The 19,435-nt window shown below is 61.0% G+C and carries 20 protein-coding genes; 11 read left to right on the top strand and 9 right to left on the bottom strand.

The window, feature by feature from the left end; all coding sequences use genetic code 11:
* Positions 1-173 precede the first annotated feature (173 nt).
* Positions 174-1,847, top strand: a complete 1,674-nt coding sequence (locus tag V8J63_RS01405) for a putative bifunctional diguanylate cyclase/phosphodiesterase (protein ID WP_024014783.1) — start codon at positions 174-176, stop codon at positions 1,845-1,847.
* A gap of 127 nt (positions 1,848-1,974) precedes the next feature.
* Here the strand turns inward: V8J63_RS01405 and V8J63_RS01400 are convergent, their stop codons facing one another.
* Complete coding sequence (locus tag V8J63_RS01400) at positions 1,975-3,369, bottom strand: NorM family multidrug efflux MATE transporter (protein WP_336463460.1); 1,395 nt, start codon at positions 3,367-3,369, stop codon at positions 1,975-1,977.
* Positions 3,370-3,528: 159 nt separating this feature from the next.
* Here V8J63_RS01400 and V8J63_RS01395 point away from each other — a divergent pair, with 159 nt between their 5' ends.
* The 3 genes from V8J63_RS01395 to V8J63_RS01385 all read left to right on the top strand — a co-directional run bounded on the left by V8J63_RS01395 (position 3,529) and on the right by V8J63_RS01385 (position 8,023).
* Positions 3,529-4,449, top strand: a complete 921-nt coding sequence (locus tag V8J63_RS01395; protein ID WP_024014781.1) for a LysR substrate-binding domain-containing protein — start codon at positions 3,529-3,531, stop codon at positions 4,447-4,449.
* A 187-nt stretch (positions 4,450-4,636) separates the two neighbouring features.
* Positions 4,637-6,613 carry a methyl-accepting chemotaxis protein gene (locus tag V8J63_RS01390; protein ID WP_130889071.1) on the top strand — a complete coding sequence of 659 codons (1,977 nt, stop codon included), beginning with the start codon at positions 4,637-4,639 and terminating at the stop codon, positions 6,611-6,613.
* Positions 6,614-6,808: 195 nt separating this feature from the next.
* Entirely contained in the window at positions 6,809-8,023 is a 1,215-nt protein-coding gene (locus V8J63_RS01385; RefSeq protein WP_336463459.1) for an aldose 1-epimerase family protein, read from the top strand.
* Here V8J63_RS01385 and V8J63_RS01380 read toward each other — a convergent pair.
* Positions 8,020-9,513 (bottom strand): YifB family Mg chelatase-like AAA ATPase, encoded by a 1,494-nt coding sequence (locus tag V8J63_RS01380; protein WP_336463458.1) that lies wholly within the window; start codon positions 9,511-9,513, stop codon positions 8,020-8,022. The two genes, V8J63_RS01385 and V8J63_RS01380, sit on opposite strands and share 4 nt — an antisense overlap.
* Positions 9,514-9,838: 325 nt before the next feature.
* Here V8J63_RS01380 and V8J63_RS01375 point away from each other — a divergent pair, with 325 nt between their 5' ends.
* Both V8J63_RS01375 and V8J63_RS01370 read left to right on the top strand, forming a co-directional pair.
* A complete protein-coding gene (locus V8J63_RS01375) occupies positions 9,839-10,117 on the top strand; it encodes a type II toxin-antitoxin system RelE/ParE family toxin (RefSeq protein WP_082228595.1) in 279 nt (92 codons plus the stop codon).
* 7 nt (positions 10,118-10,124) lie between these two features.
* Positions 10,125-10,430: a HigA family addiction module antitoxin gene (locus V8J63_RS01370; RefSeq protein WP_039757791.1), complete on the top strand. Its 306-nt coding sequence runs from the start codon at positions 10,125-10,127 to the stop codon at positions 10,428-10,430.
* A gap of 113 nt (positions 10,431-10,543) precedes the next feature.
* On the opposite strand, the gene V8J63_RS01365 is transcribed toward V8J63_RS01370, so the two are convergent.
* Positions 10,544-10,804, bottom strand: coding sequence for an accessory factor UbiK family protein (locus tag V8J63_RS01365; RefSeq protein WP_016772581.1), 261 nt, complete (start codon positions 10,802-10,804; stop codon positions 10,544-10,546).
* 394 nt (positions 10,805-11,198) lie between these two features.
* Here V8J63_RS01365 and glnK point away from each other — a divergent pair, with 394 nt between their 5' ends.
* The 4 genes from glnK to sutA all read left to right on the top strand — a co-directional run bounded on the left by glnK (position 11,199) and on the right by sutA (position 13,981).
* Positions 11,199-11,537, top strand: coding sequence for a P-II family nitrogen regulator (gene glnK / locus V8J63_RS01360; RefSeq protein WP_002555808.1), 339 nt, complete (start codon positions 11,199-11,201; stop codon positions 11,535-11,537).
* A gap of 37 nt (positions 11,538-11,574) precedes the next feature.
* Positions 11,575-12,912: an ammonium transporter gene (locus V8J63_RS01355; RefSeq protein ID WP_041476939.1), complete on the top strand. Its 1,338-nt coding sequence runs from the start codon at positions 11,575-11,577 to the stop codon at positions 12,910-12,912.
* 215 nt (positions 12,913-13,127) lie between these two features.
* Complete coding sequence (locus V8J63_RS01350; protein WP_016772582.1) at positions 13,128-13,553, top strand: secondary thiamine-phosphate synthase enzyme YjbQ; 426 nt, start codon at positions 13,128-13,130, stop codon at positions 13,551-13,553.
* Between the two features lie 101 nt (positions 13,554-13,654).
* On the top strand, positions 13,655-13,981 hold the full coding sequence (gene sutA / locus V8J63_RS01345) for a transcriptional regulator SutA (RefSeq protein WP_016772583.1): 327 nt from the start codon (positions 13,655-13,657) through the stop codon (positions 13,979-13,981).
* 189 nt (positions 13,982-14,170) lie between these two features.
* Here sutA and V8J63_RS01340 read toward each other — a convergent pair whose 3' ends face one another.
* From V8J63_RS01340 to lptM, 6 genes are read right to left on the bottom strand one after another with little or no spacing between them, the layout of a single operon-like run.
* Entirely contained in the window at positions 14,171-14,878 is a 708-nt protein-coding gene (locus tag V8J63_RS01340; protein WP_122698695.1) for an HAD family hydrolase, read from the bottom strand.
* Positions 14,875-15,774 (bottom strand): tyrosine recombinase XerC, encoded by a 900-nt coding sequence (gene xerC, locus V8J63_RS01335; RefSeq protein ID WP_024014773.1) that lies wholly within the window; start codon positions 15,772-15,774, stop codon positions 14,875-14,877. Before xerC ends, V8J63_RS01340 begins: the two co-directional genes overlap by 4 nt.
* 2 nt (positions 15,775-15,776) lie before the next feature.
* The gene (locus tag V8J63_RS01330; protein ID WP_024014772.1) at positions 15,777-16,502 is read right to left on the bottom strand and encodes a DUF484 family protein; all 726 of its coding nucleotides are present in this window, start codon (positions 16,500-16,502) and stop codon (positions 15,777-15,779) included.
* Positions 16,503-16,515: 13 nt separating this feature from the next.
* Positions 16,516-17,346 (bottom strand): diaminopimelate epimerase, encoded by an 831-nt coding sequence (gene dapF / locus V8J63_RS01325; protein ID WP_016772587.1) that lies wholly within the window; start codon positions 17,344-17,346, stop codon positions 16,516-16,518.
* A gap of 3 nt (positions 17,347-17,349) precedes the next feature.
* The gene (gene lysA / locus V8J63_RS01320) at positions 17,350-18,597 is read right to left on the bottom strand and encodes a diaminopimelate decarboxylase (protein WP_130889073.1); all 1,248 of its coding nucleotides are present in this window, start codon (positions 18,595-18,597) and stop codon (positions 17,350-17,352) included.
* 9 nt (positions 18,598-18,606) lie between these two features.
* Positions 18,607-18,777, bottom strand: coding sequence for an LPS translocon maturation chaperone LptM (gene lptM / locus V8J63_RS01315; RefSeq protein ID WP_016772589.1), 171 nt, complete (start codon positions 18,775-18,777; stop codon positions 18,607-18,609).
* A gap of 324 nt (positions 18,778-19,101) precedes the next feature.
* Here lptM and cyaY point away from each other — a divergent pair, with 324 nt between their 5' ends.
* Complete coding sequence (gene cyaY / locus V8J63_RS01310) at positions 19,102-19,434, top strand: iron donor protein CyaY (protein ID WP_041476930.1); 333 nt, start codon at positions 19,102-19,104, stop codon at positions 19,432-19,434.
* The last annotated feature ends 1 nt before the right edge of the window (position 19,435 follow it).

The raw sequence follows: 19,435 nt of genomic DNA, 5'->3' as shown, positions 1-19,435 counted from the left end.
TTTGCCGGTTTTGTTACTTTCACGCAGGATACGCGGGGATTTTGCGGCTAATGTTCTCATTCGTGACACAAAATAACGTTTCGATGCCGTTGTCATCAGACAACGCATTGGTCATTGTTCAGCACACCGGCATAATGCCCCGCCTACATCATTGCAGAGTCTAGGGAGTCAGCTTGTCTACGCCTGTCGAACCCTTGCGTTTGCTGCTACTGGCCGAAGAGCCAGCGTGGACAGCGTTGTTGCGTGAGTGTCTGGCTCCGATGGGGAGCGCGGCGGTGCTGATCAGCGCGCCGAACTGGGATTCGGTCAGCCGCCTGTTCGAAGACAACCGCCACGCGGTACTGCTGACCCTGCCAGCGTTGCAGCCGCCGCCCGGGCGTTGCAGCCTGCCGACCGTTCTGCTGCTGGAGCACGAGCCGGCCACCGCGCCGGTCGGTGTCAGCGACTGGCTGGTGTTCGACGCCCTCGACGCCGGCATGCTCCAGCGTTGCCTGCGCCATGTGCGCGAGCGCGGCGTGCTGGAAAACACCTTGCAGCGCCTCGCCGAACAGGATCCGCTGACCGGCATCGCCAATCGCCAGGGCTTTCAGACCCTGCTCACTGCGCGCCTTGCCGAAGGCGACGGTCGCGGTCTCGCCCTCGGCCATCTCGATCTCGACAACTTCCGCCATGCCAACGACGCTCTCGGTCATCAGGCCGGCGATCGCCTGATCCTGCAAGTGGTCGCGCGGCTGAAAAGTCAGCTGGAGGCCGGCGATCAACTGGCACGGCTGGGCAGCGATGAATTCGCTCTGCTGATCGATACCCGTCGTGCACCGCAACGCGCCGAGTGGATGGCCGAACGCATCACTGAGGCGTTGGCCGAACCTTATTGGGTCGACGGCGAGAGCCTGCTGATCGGCTCCAGCCTTGGCATCGCCCATGCCCGCGCCAATGGCGGCGCCGATCCACTGATGTGGCACGCGCACATCGCCATGCAGCAGGCCAAGAGCACGCAGGGCTGCACCTTTCATATCTTCAACGAACGCATCAACCGCAACGCGCGGAGCATGGCCGACCTCGAGAGCGAACTGCGCCGGGCCTTGCGCCGCGATGAGCTGGAACTGCATTACCAGCCACGCCTGAATCTTGAAGACGGCCAGATTGTCGGCCTCGAAGCGCTGGTGCGCTGGCGTCATGGCGAGCGCGGTCTGTTGCCACCGAGCGAGTTCGTCCCGCTGGCCGAGCAGAGCGGTCTGATCGTGCCGTTGGGCTACTGGGTCATTTCCCGCGCCTTGCGCGATATGCAGGCGTTGCGCGAGCAGGGGCTGCCGGCGCTGCACATGGCGATCAACCTGTCGTTCCGCCAGTTTCAGGACAGCCAGTTGCTGCCGACGCTCAGCCGTCTGATTGCCGAGCGTGGCGTCGAGGCGCAGTGGCTGGAATTCGAACTGACCGAAACCGCCGTGATGCGGCGCAGCGATCTGGTCAAACAGACCATGGATGCGCTCGGCCGCCTCGGTGTGCGCTTCTCGCTGGACGATTTCGGCACCGGGTTTTCGTCGTTCGTGCACCTCAACAGCCTGCCGATCACCTTGCTGAAGATCGACAAAAGTTTTGTCGGCGGCATGGAACAGCGCGAAGAGAATCGCAAACTGGTGCACGCGATGATCAACCTTGCGCACAACCTGCACCTGGAAGTAGTTGCCGAAGGGGTCGAGACGCCGGAGCAACTGGAGTTGCTGCGCGGGTTCGGCTGCGATCAGGTGCAGGGTTACCTGATCAGCCGACCTTTGCCGCTGGATGAGTTGGTGGAATATCTGGCGTCTGGATCGAACCAGCAGCCGGCTCTGGAAATCGTCGGTTGATCACGATTGTTGCGGCCGGCACAAATCCCGTGGGAGCGAGCCTGCTCGCGAAGGCGTTATGTCAGCTGAATGATCTGTGCCTGACACTCGGTCTTCGCGAGCAGGCTCGCTCCCACAAAGGAAACCCTCATTCGGCCTGGGGGATGTTGAAACCTTGAGCTTGCGGCTCGCGCCGAATCATCCGCTGCATCTTCCATTCAAACGCCAGCGTCAGGCTCACCGCCGCGCAGGCCAGGCCCAACGCCAGACCCCACCAGACACCCGTCGGCCCCCAATTGAGATGGAACGCCATCCACCACGCCGCCGGCGCGCCAATCAGCCAATAGCAAGCGAGCCCCACCAGAAACGTAGTCTTGGCATCCTTGAGCCCGCGAATACAGCCCATGGCAATCGTCTGCGTGCCGTCGAACAGTTCGAACCACGCCGCTACTTCCAACAGGCTCACCGCCAGACGGATCACCTCGGCAAACGCCGGATCGTTGTGGTCAAGGAACAGGCCGACCAACTGGTTCGGCCACAGCCAGAACACCAGGGCGAAGCCGAGCATCACCACGGCGCCGAAGGCGATGCCGACACGCCCGGACATGCGCGCATCGACCAATTGCCCGGCGCCGTAGTGTTGGCCGACGCGCATGGTGATGGCGTAAGACATCCCGGCCGGGACCATGAAGGCCACCGACACGATCTGCAGGGCGATCTGATGCGCACCCATTTGCGTGCTGCCCATTGTGCCCATGCACAACGCGGCAAAGGCAAACAGCCCGACTTCCACCGCATAGGTGCCGCCAATCGGCAGGCCCAGACGCCAGAGTTCTTTCAGGTATTGCCGGTTCGGCCGCGACAGGCCGGCGCGCAACGGATAAGCGTCATACGCCGGATGCCGGCGGATATGCCAGGCCAGCGCCAGTGCCATGCAGTTGGCGACAATCGCCGTGACCAAGCCGATACCGGTCAGGCCCAGTTGCGGCAGGCCGAACATGCCGGTGATCAGCGCGTAGTTGAGCAGGAAGTTGGCCACCGTACCGGCGAGGCTGATGACCATCACTGGCGTCGCCCGGCCGATTGCACTGGTAAAACCGCGCAGGGCCATGAAGCTCAGGTAGCCGGGCAGGGCGAAGGGCAGGGCGATGAGAAATTGCACGGCGGCGTTGACGTTGGTTTCGGTTTGGCCGAACAGCAGCAACACCGGTTTGAGGTTCCACAACAACAGCCCGGCGCCGAGTGCCATCAGCCAGGCCAGCCACAACCCGGCCTGGGTCAGGCGCGCGGCACCGATGATATCGCCGGCACCCTGACGGATTGCCACCAGTGTGCCGACCGCTGCAATCACGCCGATGCAGAAAATCGACACGAACGAGTAGCTCGCGGCACCGAGGCCGCCACCGGCCAGCGCTTCGGGGCTGAGGCGCGCCATCATCAGGGTGTCGGTCAGTACCATCAGCATGTGCGCCAACTGCGAAGCAATCAGCGGCCCCGCCAGCCGCAGAATGGCCCAGAGTTCGGTACGCACAGGATGCTGCATGGTCATCACCACCCAAATTTCAGAGGGAACAGAAGAGCGTCGATTTTCGGCGCTTGGCAGGCTTTGCACAAAGGGATAAAAAGGATGGGTGGCATGATTAATACTCATCCTGAATCGTCCTGCCGAATTGGCTGTATCCCCGCTATTGGAGCTTTGTGTATGTCCCGACGCCTTCCGCCGTTGTATGCCCTGCGCGCATTCGAAGCGGCAGCGCGACACAGCTCGTTCACCCGCGCGGCGGAAGAACTGTCGATCACCCAGAGCGCGGTCAGTCGGCACATGCGCACCCTTGAAGAGCACTTCGCCTGCCGGCTGTTTCATCGCAGCGGACGCAACCTGCAACTGACCGAATCGGCGCGGCTGCTGTTACCCGGTATCCGCGAAGGCTTCGCCGCCCTTGAGCGCGCCTGCAATACCTTGCGCGCCGAGGACGACATCCTGCGCATGAAAGCGCCATCGACCCTGACCATGCGTTGGCTGCTGGCGCGGTTGAGTCGCTTCCGCCATTTGCAGCCGGGCAATGAGGTGCAACTGACCAGCGCATGGATGGATATCGATTCGGTGGACTTCAACAACGAACCATTCGATTGCGCCGTTTTGCTCAGTGACGGGCATTTCCCGCCGGACTGGGAAGCGAGCCTGCTGTTTCCCGAGGAATTGATTCCGGTCGGCGCGCCGAACCTGCTCAATGATCAACCTTGGGACGTGGCGCGTCTGGCGACGGCTGAACTGCTGCACCCGACCCCGGATCGCCGTGACTGGCGCAGTTGGCTGGAGCGCATGGGCCTGTCCGATCAGGTCTCGCTCAAGGGCGGACAAGTGTTCGATACGCTGGAGCTGGGCATGATCGCCGCGGCGCGCGGCTACGGCGTTTCGATGGGTGATCTATTGATGGTCGCCGAAGATGTCGCGCAAGGGCGCTTGAGCCTGCCATGGCCAACCGCCGTCGCCAGTGGCCTGAATTATTATCTGGTGTGGCCGAAACCGCGTCCGGGAGGTGAACGTTTGCGCCGTCTCAGCGATTTTCTCCAAGGCGAAGTCCGCGCCATGCAATTGCCGGCGGTAGAGCGCTTGAGCTGAAACGTTCGAGCCGGCACAATGCCACTACTGCGCCATACCCACGCAATCCGCTCAAGTATTCGGATTTTCCGCCGACTACGAGCATGTGGAACCGTCGTGCCGGTTCTGCGCTACCCCCATTATTAGAATATTTTCCGGGCAATTACCGCGATCAAGGAGGATTCGGTGGCTCGGCCAGGAGCTGTTCATGTCTCAACCTCGTGCTCGGATCGCCTCGCAGCTGGGCCTTGCCCTTGCTGTGATACTGGCGATAGTCATCAGCGGCAGTACGGTGTTCGCCTTGCGTTCGCTGGATTCCGCCAACCTCGCCACCCGTGAAGAGCATCTGGCCAGTGAGGCCCGGCTGCTGGCCGATCAACTGAGTACCTTTCACGGTACGCTGCGTGAAAGCACCCTGCGCCTGAGCGGGCTGTTCGAAAAGCGCTTCGGCAGTGGTTTGAGTGTGCACCCCGATCAGCCAGTGACCGTGGCCGGCGTGCAGACTCCGGGCCTGCATCTGGGCAACGAGGTGCTGAACAACAACTTCAAGGAAGTTGACGAGTTCAAGCAGATGACCGCTGGTGTGGCCACGGTATTCGTGCGCAGCGGCGAAGACTTCATTCGCGTCAGCACCAACGTCAGCAAGCAGGACGGCACCCGTGCCATCGGCACCGTGCTCGATCATGCCAACCCGGCGTACGCGAAACTGATGGCGGGGCAGAGTTATGTCGGCCGCTCGTTGCTGTTCGAGCGCTACTACATGTCGCAGTACACCCCGGTGCGCGATGCGGGCGGCAAGATAATCGCCGTGCTGTACGTCGGCTTCGACTACACCGATGCGCAGAACGCGCAGTTCGCCAATCTCAAGCGCTTCCGCATTGGCAAGACCGGCTCGCTGGCGCTGCTCGACGAGCAGAATAAATGGCTGGTGCCGATTGCCGGCGTCGAAAACCTGGATCAAGCCGCCCCGACCATCAACAACCTGGTGAAAACCCCGGGCAAGGGTGAGTTCTGGAGCGACAAGGGCGAGGACTTCTACAGCATCGCCGTGCCGTTTGAAGGTGGTCCGTGGTCGGTGGTGGCGAGCATGCCGAAAGCCGAGATCCGCGCGGTGACCTGGAGCGTCGGTACGCAACTGGCGATCGGCAGCCTGCTGGCGATGTTGCTTGCGGTCGGTTCCGTGGTCTGGCTGCTGCGCAGCAAACTCGCACCGCTGGGTGATCTGGTGCGTCAGGCCGAGGCCTTGGGTGCTGGTGATCTGAGCGTGCGGCTGAACGTATCGAGCCACGATGAAATCGGTCAGCTGTCGCGCGCGTTCAACCAGATGAGCCAGGCGCTGTCGACCATGGTCGAGCACATCCGCCGCGCTTCGGAAGAGGTCAACAGCCGTGCGCAGGCGCTGTCCGGTTTGTCCGGCGGTGCGTATGAAGGCATGGAGCAGCAATCGGGCGAAATCACCAGCATGGCCGGCGCCGTGGAAGAGTTCAGCGCCACCTCGCTGAACATTGCCGACAACATGGGCGCGACCCAGCGCCTGGCGCAGGAAAACGCGCAGCAAACCCAGATTGGCCGCAACTCGATGGAAGAAGCGTCGTCGTCGCTGGAGCAGATCGCTGGCGCGCTGAACAGCACCGCCAGCGTGATCAACACGCTGGGGCAGCGCTCGCAGGAAATCGGCGGCATTGTCGGCGTGATCACTTCGATCGCCGAGCAGACCAACCTGTTGGCACTTAACGCTGCCATCGAAGCCGCGCGTGCCGGTGAGCAGGGTCGCGGTTTTGCCGTGGTCGCGGACGAAGTGCGCAGCCTCGCCTCGCGTACCCGTCAGGCGACCGATGAAATCTCCAGCATGATCCACAGCATCCAACAGGAGACCGGCAACGCGATCAGCACCATGGAGCAGGGCAATGTGCTGATGCAGGAAGGCCTGTCGCGCAACGCCAATGTCGCCTCGGCACTGGCGCGGATCGATGAGCAGAGCCGTTCGGCAGGCCAGCAGTTCGCCGCGATCACCACCGCCACTCAGGAACAAAGCAGCACTGCCACATTGCTGAGCAGCAACTTGCAGAGCATCGCCTTGGCCAACAGCGAGCAGCGCGAGGTTGTCTCGAACCTGGCTGTCACCGCGAAAGAGCTGGAGAAGCTGGCGGCGGATCTGCGTTCCGAGGTTGATCGCTTCCGTTGATGCGTCTCTGAAACAGCTACCGCGAGCAGGCTCGCTCCCACAATTTCCGGGGTAGTTCACAAATGGTGTGAACACCCGAAAAACCTGTGGGAGCGAGCCTGCTCGCGAATGCCTATCACCGACAGCTTCTTTGCACTTGCTGAAACGTTTCCGCAGCGCTATAAAAATGGCACAACTCCAATAAAGGCTGCTGCCATGACCCCGCTCAAACTCCTCGTCGCCCTCGGCGCGTTCTCTGCCGCTTCTCATGCCATGGCTTGGGACTATGTCCTGCTCGACGCCAACACTCCGGCAAAAAACTGGACGATCACCAGTGGGCAACTCGGCGTAAAAACCGCCAAACCGTTTTCCGTGACCCTGCGTACCCTGCATGGCGGTCGTCAGGAGGGCGTCAGCATTGTCGATATCGATAACGGCACGATGAAACTCTCGGTAGTGCCGACCCGTGGCATGAACGTGTTGCAGGCTTCGGTGGGCGACGTGCGCATGGGCTGGGACTCGCCGGTCAAGGACGTCGTCAACCCGGCGTTCATCGAACTCAACGGTCGCGGTGGCCTGGGTTGGCTCGAAGGCTTCAATGAGCTGGTGACCCGTTGCGGTTATGAGTGGGTTGGCCATCCCGGCATGGACAACGGCGAATTGCTGACCTTGCACGGTCGCGCCGCCAACATCCCGGCCAGCACCGTCACTTTGCACATCGACGAGAAGCCGCCGTATGCCATCACGCTGCGTGGCGAGCTGAAAGAGCAGGCATTCAAGAAAGTCGATTTCTCGGTAGCGACTGAACTGGTCACCGAACCGGGCAGCGCCAGCTTCGCCCTCAACGACACCCTGACCAACAACGGCGACTATGCGAAGGAATATCAGGCGCTGTATCACAGCAACTTCAGCACGCCGTTTCTTGAGCAGGGCGCAAAGTTCGCAGCGCCGGTGAAGCAGGTTTCGCCGTTCAACGACAAGGCCAAGGGAGATCTGCCCGACTGGCAGACCTATCGCGGGCCAACCAAGGACTACGACGAAACTGTCTACAACGTCGTGCCGTATGCGGACGCCAAGGGTGACACTCTCACCGTGCTGCACAACAAGGCCGGTAGCCTCGGCGTATCCGTTGGCTTCAATACTCAGCAGCTGCCAGTGTTTTCGCTGTGGAAAAACACCGATACCCAAGGGCAGGGCTACGTCACCGGGCTGGAGCCGGGAACCAGTTTTTCCTACAACCGTCGCTATCAGCGGCCGTTGAATCTGGTGCCGACCATTGCGCCGAAAGAACATAAACAGTTCCAGATCAGCTACAGCCTGCTGGCCGACAAAGGGGCGGTGGACAAGGCCCTCAAGCGCGTGACTGAAATTCAGGCCGGGCGCGACACTGAAGTGCGTCAGGCACCGCTGGTTGATCTGACTGAGCATTAAGGTGTCGCCGGCCGGTATTGCAGTGCCTCGGCCAGATGCTCGCGGGTAATCGCATCGGCCTGTTCAAGATCCGCCAGCGTGCGCGCGACCTTGAGCAGGCGATGCGCCGAGCGCAGCGACAGGATCAATCGCTCGCAGGCCGCTTCCAGCCATTTTTCATCGGCTGTGGATAACTTGCAGTGACGCTTGAGCCCCGGCAGATCGAGAAACGCATTGGCACAGCCCTGACGTTTCTGCTGGCGCTCCCGCGCTTCCGCCACCAACGCCGCAGCGCTGGCGCTGTTTTCGCCTGGCTTGGCTGCCGGATTCAATGCGGTTGCCTCCCGCGCCACGGTCAGGTGCAGATCAATCCGATCCAGCAGCGGCCCTGACAGCTTGTTGCGATAGCGCTGGACCATGTCCGGTGTGCACGAGCATTTGCCGCTGGGCTCGCCAAGATATCCACACGGACATGGATTCATCGCTACCACCAATTGAAACCGTGCGGGGAAACGCACGCGATCCTTGGCCCGGGCGATGACGATATGCCCGGACTCCAACGGCTCGCGCAGCACTTCCAGAACCTTGCGATCAAACTCCGGCAACTCATCGAGAAACAGTACGCCGTGATGGGCGAGGGTGATTTCGCCGGGTTGCGGTTTCGAGCTGCCACCGACCAATGCCGGCCCTGAAGCCGAATGGTGCGGTTGCCTGAACGGCCGCTGCGGCCAGTGAGTCAAGGGAACCCCGCTCGCGACCGATTGAATCGCTGCCACTTCCAGCGCCTCGAATTCGGATAGCGGCGGCAATAATCCTGGCAGACGACTGGCCAGCAGCGTCTTGCCGGTTCCCGGAGGCCCGCTGAACAACAAGTTGTGCGCCCCCGCTGCGGCAATCAGCAGTGCGCGTTTGGCGGCTGTCTGCCCCTGCACCTCGTTAAGGTCGGGATAGGGTTTGGCGGCATGCATCAAGCCATCTGATGTGTACGGCTCGACCGGTGTGTGCCCATTGAAATGCGCCACCGCTTCCAGCAAGTGATCGACTGCGAACACTTTCAGCCCCGAAGCCAGGCACGCCTCTTCCGCATTCGCTCGAGGCACCACCAACGCCCGCCCGGCCTTGCGCGCCGCCAGTGCCGCCGGCAGCACGCCACGCACTGGTCGCACAGCACCGGACAATGCCAATTCACCCAGACATTCCACCTCGTCCAGCGTCAGACACGGCACCTGCACGCTGGCCGACAAAATCCCCAAGGCAATTGCCAGATCGAAGCGCCCGCCATCCTTGGGCAGATCCGCCGGCGCCAGATTCAAGGTGATCCGCCGCGCCGGAAATTGCAGCCCGGAATTGATGATCGCACTGCGCACCCGATCCTTGCTCTCCTTCACCGCCGCCTCGGGCAGGCCGACCATGGTCAGCGACGGCAGACCGTTGGCCAGATGGACTTCGACGGTGACAGCGGGGGCTTCCACGCCAATCTGGGCGCGACTGTGGACAATGGAGAGGGACATGGTCGTTCCTTGAGCTGAATCGGGGAGCCGCTTCCTGCGGGTTTTTGAAGGGTAGTAGGGCGATGCCATTTTAGTGGGGTGAGTGGAGCGCAAAAATTTCGCAGGATGTTGCCGCAAGAAATGCCAGGAACTCGCCAGGGCATGGCAAACGGGAATAGGGGAGAGTTTGTGTAGGAGATAGCAACGGGTTCAGTAAGAACCAGCAAGCATGCGTAGTCCGTTTCTGAAAGTCCTGAGAGAACACCCAAATCGCAAGATCATCCGTTTGCGCTAATGATTTTCACGAATAAACTCAGCGTTAATGCATAACGTTAAGCTTTAAACTATGATCGTTAGCTTCAGATGTCCTGAAACCGAATACCTGTTCCGAAGTGGTAAAACCCGTTTCTGGTCAGCCATATTGAGTGTCGCGGAACGTAAGCTGACGATGCTTGATGCGGCAGCTGCGTTGGCTGATCTCCGATCTCCTCCCGGAAATCGGCTCGAGTCTCTGGGAGGCGATCGGAAGGGGCAATGCAGTATTCGTATCAACGCCCAATGGCGAATTTGCTTCGTCTGGGGCCTGAATGGGCCCGAGGATGTTGAAATCGTCGATTATCACTGAGGTGAATATGACCAAGAATGGTATGCGTCCGGTCCATCCCGGCGAGATCCTCAAAGAGGAGTATCTGGAGCCTTTGAGCCTTACAGCCGCTGCGTTGGCGAGAGCATTGAGCGTGTCTACTCCGACGGTGAACGATATCGTTCTACAGCGCCGGGGCATCAGCGCTGACATGGCTTTAAGACTTTCAATCTGTCTGGACACCACTCCTGAGTTTTGGCTGAACCTCCAATCGACCTACGATCTGCGAAAAGCCGAAATTGAAAGAGGAGCTGCAATCCGTGATCAGGTCGAGCGGCTGGCACATTGCGCTTGATAGTGAATCTAGGCAGTGGAGCTGAAGGCTGCTTGAAGGAAAACGCTTGAAGGTTTTTTTTCGACGCCTTTAAAGCTGAAGAGCGTGCCCAACCTTCACTGTCAGTAGTGGTGCTATTCAGCCGGCGGATTCAGTTTCGCCTCCATCTCCGCCACCTTCGCTTCAAGACTCTCAAGCCGTGCCCGCGTGCGAGCCAACACCACCATCTGACTATCAAACTCTTCCCGGCTGACCAGATCGAGTTTGCTGAAGGCACTTTGCAGCAGCATTTTGAACTGGCTTTCGATTTCGGCTTTCGGCAGCGGGGTATCGCCGCTGAACAGGCGGGAGGCGGTGCCGCTCAGGGCGTCGAGGAAGTCTTTGGGCGCGAGCATGGGGAATGTCCTGGAAACAATGGCCGGCAGTGTATCACGCAGTGTCTATAGTCAATCCCGTTGCACGGATGCACGCTTTTCGCGCAGGGGGACGGACGGTGGCGCACCGTTGTTGTGCGTATCGGCAAAAGCTTTTCTGCCCGAGCGCGTGCAACGGGGGCCAAGCGATTGAAATGCAGGGTTTTTGCCGAGCTGGCAAGGTTTCTGCTTAGTCACCCTCGACCCATGCACTGATGCAGTCGCTGTGACGAATGCAGTGCGGCAGACGAAGCGGGGAGTTTCGTCTGATGCGGTTAGCTGGCGTCAACGATGCGTTACAAAGCCAGGCACTGCGCTTAGACTTGAGACGGGTTTGTTTTCCTGGGGCAAGTCCACCAATTCGGGAGAGAGTTTCATGAAGCTAGTCACTGCCATCATCAAGCCGTTCAAGTTGGACGACGTGCGCGAGTCGCTGTCCGAAATCGGCGTGCAGGGCATTACCGTCACTGAAGTCAAAGGCTTCGGCCGGCAGAAGGGTCACACCGAGCTGTATCGCGGCGCGGAATATGTGGTCGATTTTCTGCCCAAGGTGAAAATCGACGTGGCCATCGACGACAAGGATCTGGATCGGGTTATCGAGGCGATAACCAAAGCGGCCAACACCGGCAAGATCGGTGACGGCAAGATCTTCGTGGTCAATCTGGAACAGGCGATCCGCATCCGTACCGGCGAAACCGATACCGACGCGATCTAAGCGCCGCCACAAACCCAACGCCCCAGGAGAAAACAATATGACTCTGCGTAAATTCGCAGGGCTAGGCGCCCTGTTGTCCATCGTAATGCCCGGCATCGCCATGGCGGCAGACGAAGTGGCAGCGCCAGTCCTCAATTCCGGCGACACCGCCTGGATGCTCACCTCGACAGCGCTCGTGCTGTTCATGACCATCCCCGGTCTGGCGCTGTTCTACGGCGGTATGGTTCGCTCGAAAAACATTCTTTCCGTGCTGATGCAGTGCTTCGCCATTACCGGTCTGATCAGCATCCTGTGGGTCATTTATGGCTACAGCATTGCCTTCGACACCACCGGCATGGAGCAGGGCGTCGTCAACTTCAATTCGTTCTTCGGCGGCATGGGCAAGGCGTTCCTCGCCGGTGTCACGCCTTCGAGCATCACCGGCCCGGCGGCGCTGTTCCCTGAGGCGGTGTTCATCACCTTCCAGATGACCTTCGCGATCATCACCCCGGCGCTGATCGTCGGTGCGTTCGCCGAGCGCATGAAATTCTCCGCGATGCTGATCTTCATGGGTATCTGGTTCACTCTGGTTTATGCACCGATCGCGCACATGGTCTGGTCCGGTAACGGCGGCCTGATGTGGGACTGGGGCGTGCTCGACTTCGCTGGCGGCACCGTGGTGCACATCAACGCCGGTATCGCCGGTCTGGTCGCGTGCCTGGTACTGGGCAAGCGCAAAGGCTTCCCGACCACACCAATGGCTCCGCATAACCTCGGCTACACCCTGATGGGCGCGGCGATGCTGTGGGTCGGCTGGTTCGGCTTCAACGCCGGTTCCGCTGCTGCTGCCAACGGCACTGCCGGTATGGCCATGCTGGTTACCCAGATCGCCACTGCCGCTGCGGCACTGGGCTGGATGTTTGCCGAGTGGGTCACCCACGGCAAGCCAAGCGCACTGGGTATTGCTTCGGGTGTGGTCGCCGGTCTGGTCGCGATCACTCCGGCCGCTGGCACCGTGGGCCCGATGGGTGCACTGGTGATCGGTCTGGCCGCAGGCGTGGTGTGCTTCTTCTGCGCCACCACCCTGAAACGCAAACTCGGCTATGACGACTCCCTGGATGCCTTCGGCGTGCACGGTATCGGCGGTATCCTCGGCGCGATCCTCACCGGTGTGTTTGCCGCACCGGCACTGGGCGGCTTCGGCACCGTGACTGACATTGGCGCGCAGGTCTGGATTCAGATCAAAGGCGTCGGCTTCACGGTGATCTACACCGCGATCGTCACCTTCATCATCCTCAAGGTGCTGGACGCCGTCATGGGTCTGCGCGTAACCGAGGAAGAAGAGTCGGTCGGCCTCGATCTGGCACAACACAACGAACGCGGCTACAACCTGTAAGTACGCGCGATAAAAAAATTGCCCGGTTCGCCGGGCATTTTTTTGTCCGGGATTTGTCATTCAGGGAGCGGCTGAAAGGATTTTTCTTACGGCTTTGGTCGTCTTTACGACGAGGCTTTTTCTGCGGGCAATCGCTTACATCGCTGCAGGAATATTAGGGCCTTTGTTTTTTTTCAGAGCACGCTAGAATGCGCCCCGAACGAGCGGAGAACTGTATGTGGCAACAGACTCTGATAACCCTGCGGGCAAGGCCCCGGGGCTTTCATCTGGTGACGGACGAGTTGCTCGCAGGCTTGCCTGAACTCAAGGCCTGTCGGGTCGGTCTGTTGCATTTGTGGCTGCAGCACACGTCGGCGTCGTTGACCATCAACGAGAACGCCGATCCGGCAGTTCGTCGCGACTTCGAACGATTTTTCAATCGTCTGATCCCACAAGGAACGGACGGCTACGAGCACAACGACGAAGGCCCGGATGATCTCCCGGCGCACTTCAAGGCCAGCGTGCTGGGTTGCCAGATCAGTCTGCCGGTTGCGGCTGGACGGCTGGCCCTGGGTACCTGGCAAGGGATTTATCTGGGCGAGCACCGTGATCATGGCGGTGCCCGTAAAGTCCTCGCCACCTTGCACGGTGAACAGGCATGAGCCGCTGCCGGGCAGCGGCAGAAGATTTTTCAACGGCGGCTTCGACAGTCGCCAAAGCTGGTCTATAACTAATCTGCTTTTGGCAAGTCATGAGGTAGAACATGAGCGACGATGATCTGGAAAACGACGACCTCGAAGTAGGCGACGAAGACGAGGCCGAGGAAGGCCTGGAAGCGGCAGCGGAAGACGTTGCCGAAGATGATGGCGGTGACGACACGCCGGCCCCGGCTGCCAAAGGCAAAGCCAAGGCTGCGGTATCGGTCGACGAGTTGCCGAGCATCGAAGCCAAGAACAAGGAGCGTGACGCCCTGGCCAAGGCCATGGAAGAATTCCTTGCGCGCGGCGGCAAGGTGCAGGAAGTGGAGGCCAACGTGGTCGCCGATCCGCCCAAGAAGCCGGATAACAAGTACGGCAGCCGCCCTATCTGAGGCGCGTCGCTCGCTTGCTGAAAAAGCCCGCCGTCGCTGCGGGCTTTTTCATGCCTGAAATAAATCCGTTGAAAACAAATGCAGTCCCCTGTGGGAGCGAGCCTGCTCGCGAAGAGGGCATGTCAGCCGACATACATGTTGGATGACACACCGCATTCGCGAGCAGGCTCGCTCCCACAGGGCTGTAGATCAGTTCGAGGAAGCATTCCAGCGGGAGAGGACGGCTGGCAGTTCAGTGAGGCTGCGAATTTCCGCATCCGGCAAGCGCTCCGCTTCCCAGACCTTGCCCGTCGGGTTGAACCACACCGCGCGCAAGCCTGCCTGCTGAGCGCCGGCAATGTCATCGCCAGGATGATCGCCGACATGCACCGCCGCTGCGGGGCTTACACCGCCGCGCTGCAACGCTTCATGAAACAGCCGCGCATCCGGTTTGGCGATGCCGATGTCTTCGGCGCACAAGGCGAACTTGAAGTAATCCGCCAGCCCCAGCCGACGCACGTCGGCATTGCCATTGGTGACCACGCCGAGGGCATAGTGATTGGCGAGCAGCTCCAGCAGCGGCTCGACTTCCGGGAACACTTCGATCTGATGCCGCGCATGCAGGAACACTTCAAAAGCCTTGTCAGCCAGCTCCGACGCTTCGCCGTGGGCATACCCGGCTTCTTCCAGCGCATGGAACAGCACACGTCGGCGCAGCGCGCTGATGCGGTGTTTGAGGCCCGGTTCGCCCGCCAGCACTCGCTCGCGAATCGACCACAAATGCTCCACCGGCACCGCGCCCAGGTTCGACGCATGCTCGCTCAGCCATTCGCGCAACACGGTTTCGGCGCTGGCGATCACCGGCGCGGTGTCCCACAGAGTGTCGTCGAGGTCGAAGGTGATCAACTGAATGCTCATGAATCATCGCCTTTCATGCGTTTGGCCCGGGGATGGGCGCTGTCGTAGACCGCCGCCAGATGCTGGAAGTCGAGGTGGGTATAGATCTGCGTGGTTTTGATATCAGAGTGACCGAGCAATTCCTGCACCGCGCGCAGATCCTGTGAAGACTCGAGCAAATGGCTGGCGAACGAGTGCCGCAGCATGTGCGGATGCAGGTTCTGCCCCAGCTCGCGCTCGCCAGCCAGTTTGACCCGCACCTGAATCGCCCGGGGGCCGAGACGCCGACCTTGCTGGCTGACAAAAACCGCATCGTCCGCCGGGTTGGTCATGGCTCTAAGCGGCAACCAGTGTTCCAAGGCTTCGCGGGCCTTGGTGCCAACCGGCAACAGCCGGGTCTTGCTGCCCTTGCCGAGCACCTGAACCATGCCGTCGGCGAGGTCGAGTTGATCGAGATTGAGCCCGGTCAGCTCGGACAGGCGCAGGCCAGAGGAATAGAACAGCTCGAGAATCGCCTGATCGCGCCGGGCGAGAAAATCGTCCTCGACCGCACCTTCAAGCAGCTGCAATGCGCGGTCGGTATCAAGGGTTTTCGGCAGGCGCCGTTCGCCTTTCGGCGGGGCCAGGCCGGTGGCCGGGTCGTGGTCGCACAGACCTTCGCGGTTCAAGTAGTGATAGAGCCCGCGCACCGCTGAGAGCAGGCGGGCGAGGCTGCGCGAGGACTGGCCTTGCGCATGCAACCGGGCGATCAGGCTGCGCAGACGCTGGATGTCCAGCGCGGCCCAACTGCCGATGTTCTGCTTGATGCACCAGCCGAGGACTTTATCGAGGTCGCGGCGATAAGCCGACAGGGTGTGCGGCGACACCTGTCGCTCACTGCGCAGATGTTCGCAGTAAGCGTCCAGTTGTCGTTCCATGGTCAGCGTACCGAGCGCAGCGAGCTGTTGACCCGTGGCAGCACGCGGCCCATGACCTCGGCGATGTAGCTCAGGAACAGGGTGCCGACCGAACTCTTGTAATGCTGCGGGTCACGGCTGGCGATGGCCAGGATGCCGTGAATGCCCTGATGGCTGACGGCAACCACGGCGGTCGAGCCGATCTGCTGGCGCTGTTCTTCGCCGAAGAGGAAGTCCAGCTCATGTTCACGCAGGCTGCCGCTGACGCTTTTGCCTTCGGTGAGCAGGCCGCCAATCGCGGTTTGCGCATCGGCGTGGGTTACCCAGCGGCCGACCGGGGCCGGGTTGTCGCCGAGCAGGATCAGGCTGACGAAGGGGACCTGGAAATCCTGACGCAGGCTGTCTTCAACGCTGATGACCACGTCTTCCAGGGTCGATGCATCCATCAGCGCTAGGATCAGGCGGCGGGTTTTTTCAAACAGGCGATCGTTGTCGCGGGCCACGTCCATCAGATGCGAAAGGCGATGGCGCATCTCGATATTGCGGTCGCGCAGGATGGTCATCTGCCGCTCGACCAGCGACACGGTGTCGCCACGTCGGTGCGGAATGCGCAGCGACGGCAGCAGCTCTTCGTGCTCGACGAAGAAGTCCGGATGAGCCTCCAGGTAGGCGGCAACCGCGGCCGCCTCAAGGCTCTCTGACGCTGATTCGTCGACTGGTCGGGCGGGTACCTGTGGCTTGTCGGTCATGATTTCTGCTCGCTCAAAGACGCACTTGTCCTTCGTATACACGCACTGCCGGACCGGTCATCAACACCGGTTCGCCCGGGCCGGCCCACTCGATGGACAGACGCCCGCCGGGCAGGTCGATCAACAGCGGCGAATCCATCCACCCCTGACTGATGGCTGCCACCGCCGCCGCACAGGCGCCGGTGCCGCAGGCCTGGGTTTCCCCGGCGCCGCGTTCCCAAACACGCAGTTGCGCGCGATGGCGGTCGATGACCTGAAGGAAGCCGACATTGACCCGCGCCGGAAAGCGCGGATGGTGCTCGATCTTCGGCCCCAGTTCATGCACCGGTGCGCTGTTGATGTCGTCCACGCGAATGACCGCATGGGGATTGCCCATCGACACGGCGGCCAGTTCGACCGTGGTGCCATCGACGTCCAGCGAATAGCTGCTGGCCTGCGCTGGCGCCTGGAATGGAATGTCCGCCGGCACCAGCCGCGGCGCGCCCATGTTCACGCCGATCTGGCCGTCGTTACGCACGTCCAGTTCGATGATGCCGCCCTTGGTCTCGACGCGGATCTGCCGTTTGGCGGTCAGACGCTTGTCGAGCACGAAGCGGGCGAAGCAGCGCGCACCGTTGCCGCACTGCTCCACTTCCGAACCGTCGGAGTTGAAGATCCGGTAGCGGAAATCCACATCCGGGTTGCTCGGCGCTTCGACGATCAGCAACTGGTCGAAACCGATCCCGGTGTGGCGGTCGCCCCATTGCTTGGCGTGTTTGGGCTGAATGTGCGCGTGCTGGCTGACCAGGTCGAGGACCATGAAGTCGTTGCCCAGGCCGTGCATTTTGGTAAAACGCAGCAGCATGGGTTACTCCGGCAGCAGGCTTTCGCCGGCAAACAGCTCGGCCACGGTTTCGCGGCGACGCACTTCAAAAACCTGATCACCATCAACCAACACCTCAGCGGCACGGCCACGGGTGTTGTAGTTGGAGCTCATGACGAAACCGTAGGCACCGGCCGAATGCACTGCCAGCAAGTCGCCCTCTTCCAGCGCCAGCTCGCGGTCCTTGGCGAGGAAGTCGCCGGTTTCGCAGATCGGGCCGACGATGTCGTACTTGCGTGCAGCGCTGTCGCGCGGTTTCACCGCGGTGACGTCCATCCACGCCTGATACAGCGCCGGACGGATCAGGTCGTTCATCGCCGCGTCGACGATGGCGAAATCCTTGTGCTCGGTGTGCTTGAGGTACTCGACCTGGGTCAGCAGCACGCCGCCATTGGCAACGATGAAGCGACCCGGTTCGAACACCAGCGCCAGATCACGCCCGTCGAGACGCTCGCGCACGGCTTTGATGTAGTCGGCAGCCAGCGGCGGCTCCTCATCGCGATAACGCACGCCCAGGCCACCACCAAGATCGATGTGGCGCAGGTGAATGCCGCAATCGCCCAAGCGGTCGACCAGATCGAGCAAGCGATCCAGTGCATCGATGAACGGCGGCAGGGTGGTCAGTTGCGAACCGATGTGGCAGTCGACACCGACCACTTCCAGGTTCGGCAGATGCGCGGCGCGCACGTACACGTCTTCGGCATCGGCAATGGCGATGCCGAACTTGTTCTCTTTCAGACCGGTGGAAATGTACGGATGGGTGCCGGCATCGACGTCCGGGTTCACGCGCAGCGAAACCGGGGCGCGAACACCCAGCTCGGCGGCGACCACTTGCAGGCGCTCGAGCTCGTCGGTGGATTCGACGTTGAAGCAGTGCACGCCGACTTCGAGGGCGCGGCGCATGTCGTCACGGGTCTTGCCGACGCCGGAGAAAACGATCTTGTCGGCGCTGCCACCAGCGGCCAGTACACGTTCCAGCTCGCCACGGGAAACGATGTCGAAACCGGCGCCGAGACGGGCCAGGACATTCAGTACACCGAGGTTGGAGTTGGCTTTGACTGCGAAGCAGACCAGATGCGGCATGCCGGCCAGCGCATCGGCGTAGGCCAGATACTGCGCTTCGATGTGGGCGCGCGAGTAGACATAGGTGGGCGTGCCGAAGCGGTCGGCGATGGCGGACAGCGGCACACCTTCCGCGAACAGCTCCCCGCCACGGTAGTTAAAAGCGTCCATGGCGATCCCTTAGTAAACGTCGTGCTTGTGAGCCTTGGATGGCTGCTTCTGCGAAGACTGGGCTTGTTCGGCCGGGTCCTGGTCGTCATCGGGCAGGTACAACGGGCCTTTTTGACCACAGGCCGAAACCAGGCAGGCAACCGCGACGAGCGCAGCAAGGGAAGAGATCAGGCGCTTCATGGCGAAATCCTTGAAAATGCGTTAATTGCGCCGGAGTATACCGGCCACCCGGCAGCTTGCCTATGCGAGGGGGTTCCCGTCCGGCGGGGCTTGCTGGATACCGGATGGATACCTGCAATACCTGTGGGAGCGAGCTTGCTCGCGAAGAGGTCGTCACATTCGATATGTTTGTTGCCTGACACACCGCTTTCGCGAGCAAGCTCGCTCCCACAGAGTGCGATGTTGGATGGAAACTGGTGCTTGGTCGTTAATCTTTGCAATCGGCCGGCAGCGTCCGTATCTTTCGGCGCTTGAGCCTGATCAGACATTTTTGAGGTTGCCGCAATGAGTTTGTCCGAAGCCCGTTTCCACGATCTGGTCGATGAAACCCAGGAAAAACTGGAAGACATATTTGACGAAAGCGATCTGGACATCGATCTGGAAAGCTCGGCAGGTGTCTTGACCGTCAAGTTCGAAAACGGCTCGCAGCTGATCTTCAGCCGCCAGGAGCCATTGCGTCAGCTGTGGCTGGCGGCCGTGTCCGGTGGTTTCCACTTCGACTATGACGAAGAAAGCGAGCGCTGGATGTGCGACAAGAGCGAAGAGCAATTGGGCGAAATGCTTCAGCGCCTCGTCAAGCAGCAGGCTGGCGCCGAATTCGATTTCGAAGGTCTGTGAT

This window comes from Pseudomonas sp. CCNWLW23 (assembly GCF_037095675.1).
Taxonomy (GTDB): domain Bacteria; phylum Pseudomonadota; class Gammaproteobacteria; order Pseudomonadales; family Pseudomonadaceae; genus Aquipseudomonas; species Aquipseudomonas atacamensis.
The sequence above is the reverse complement of the archived record's forward strand: the minus strand, read 5'-3'. Positions and strand labels throughout refer to the sequence as shown.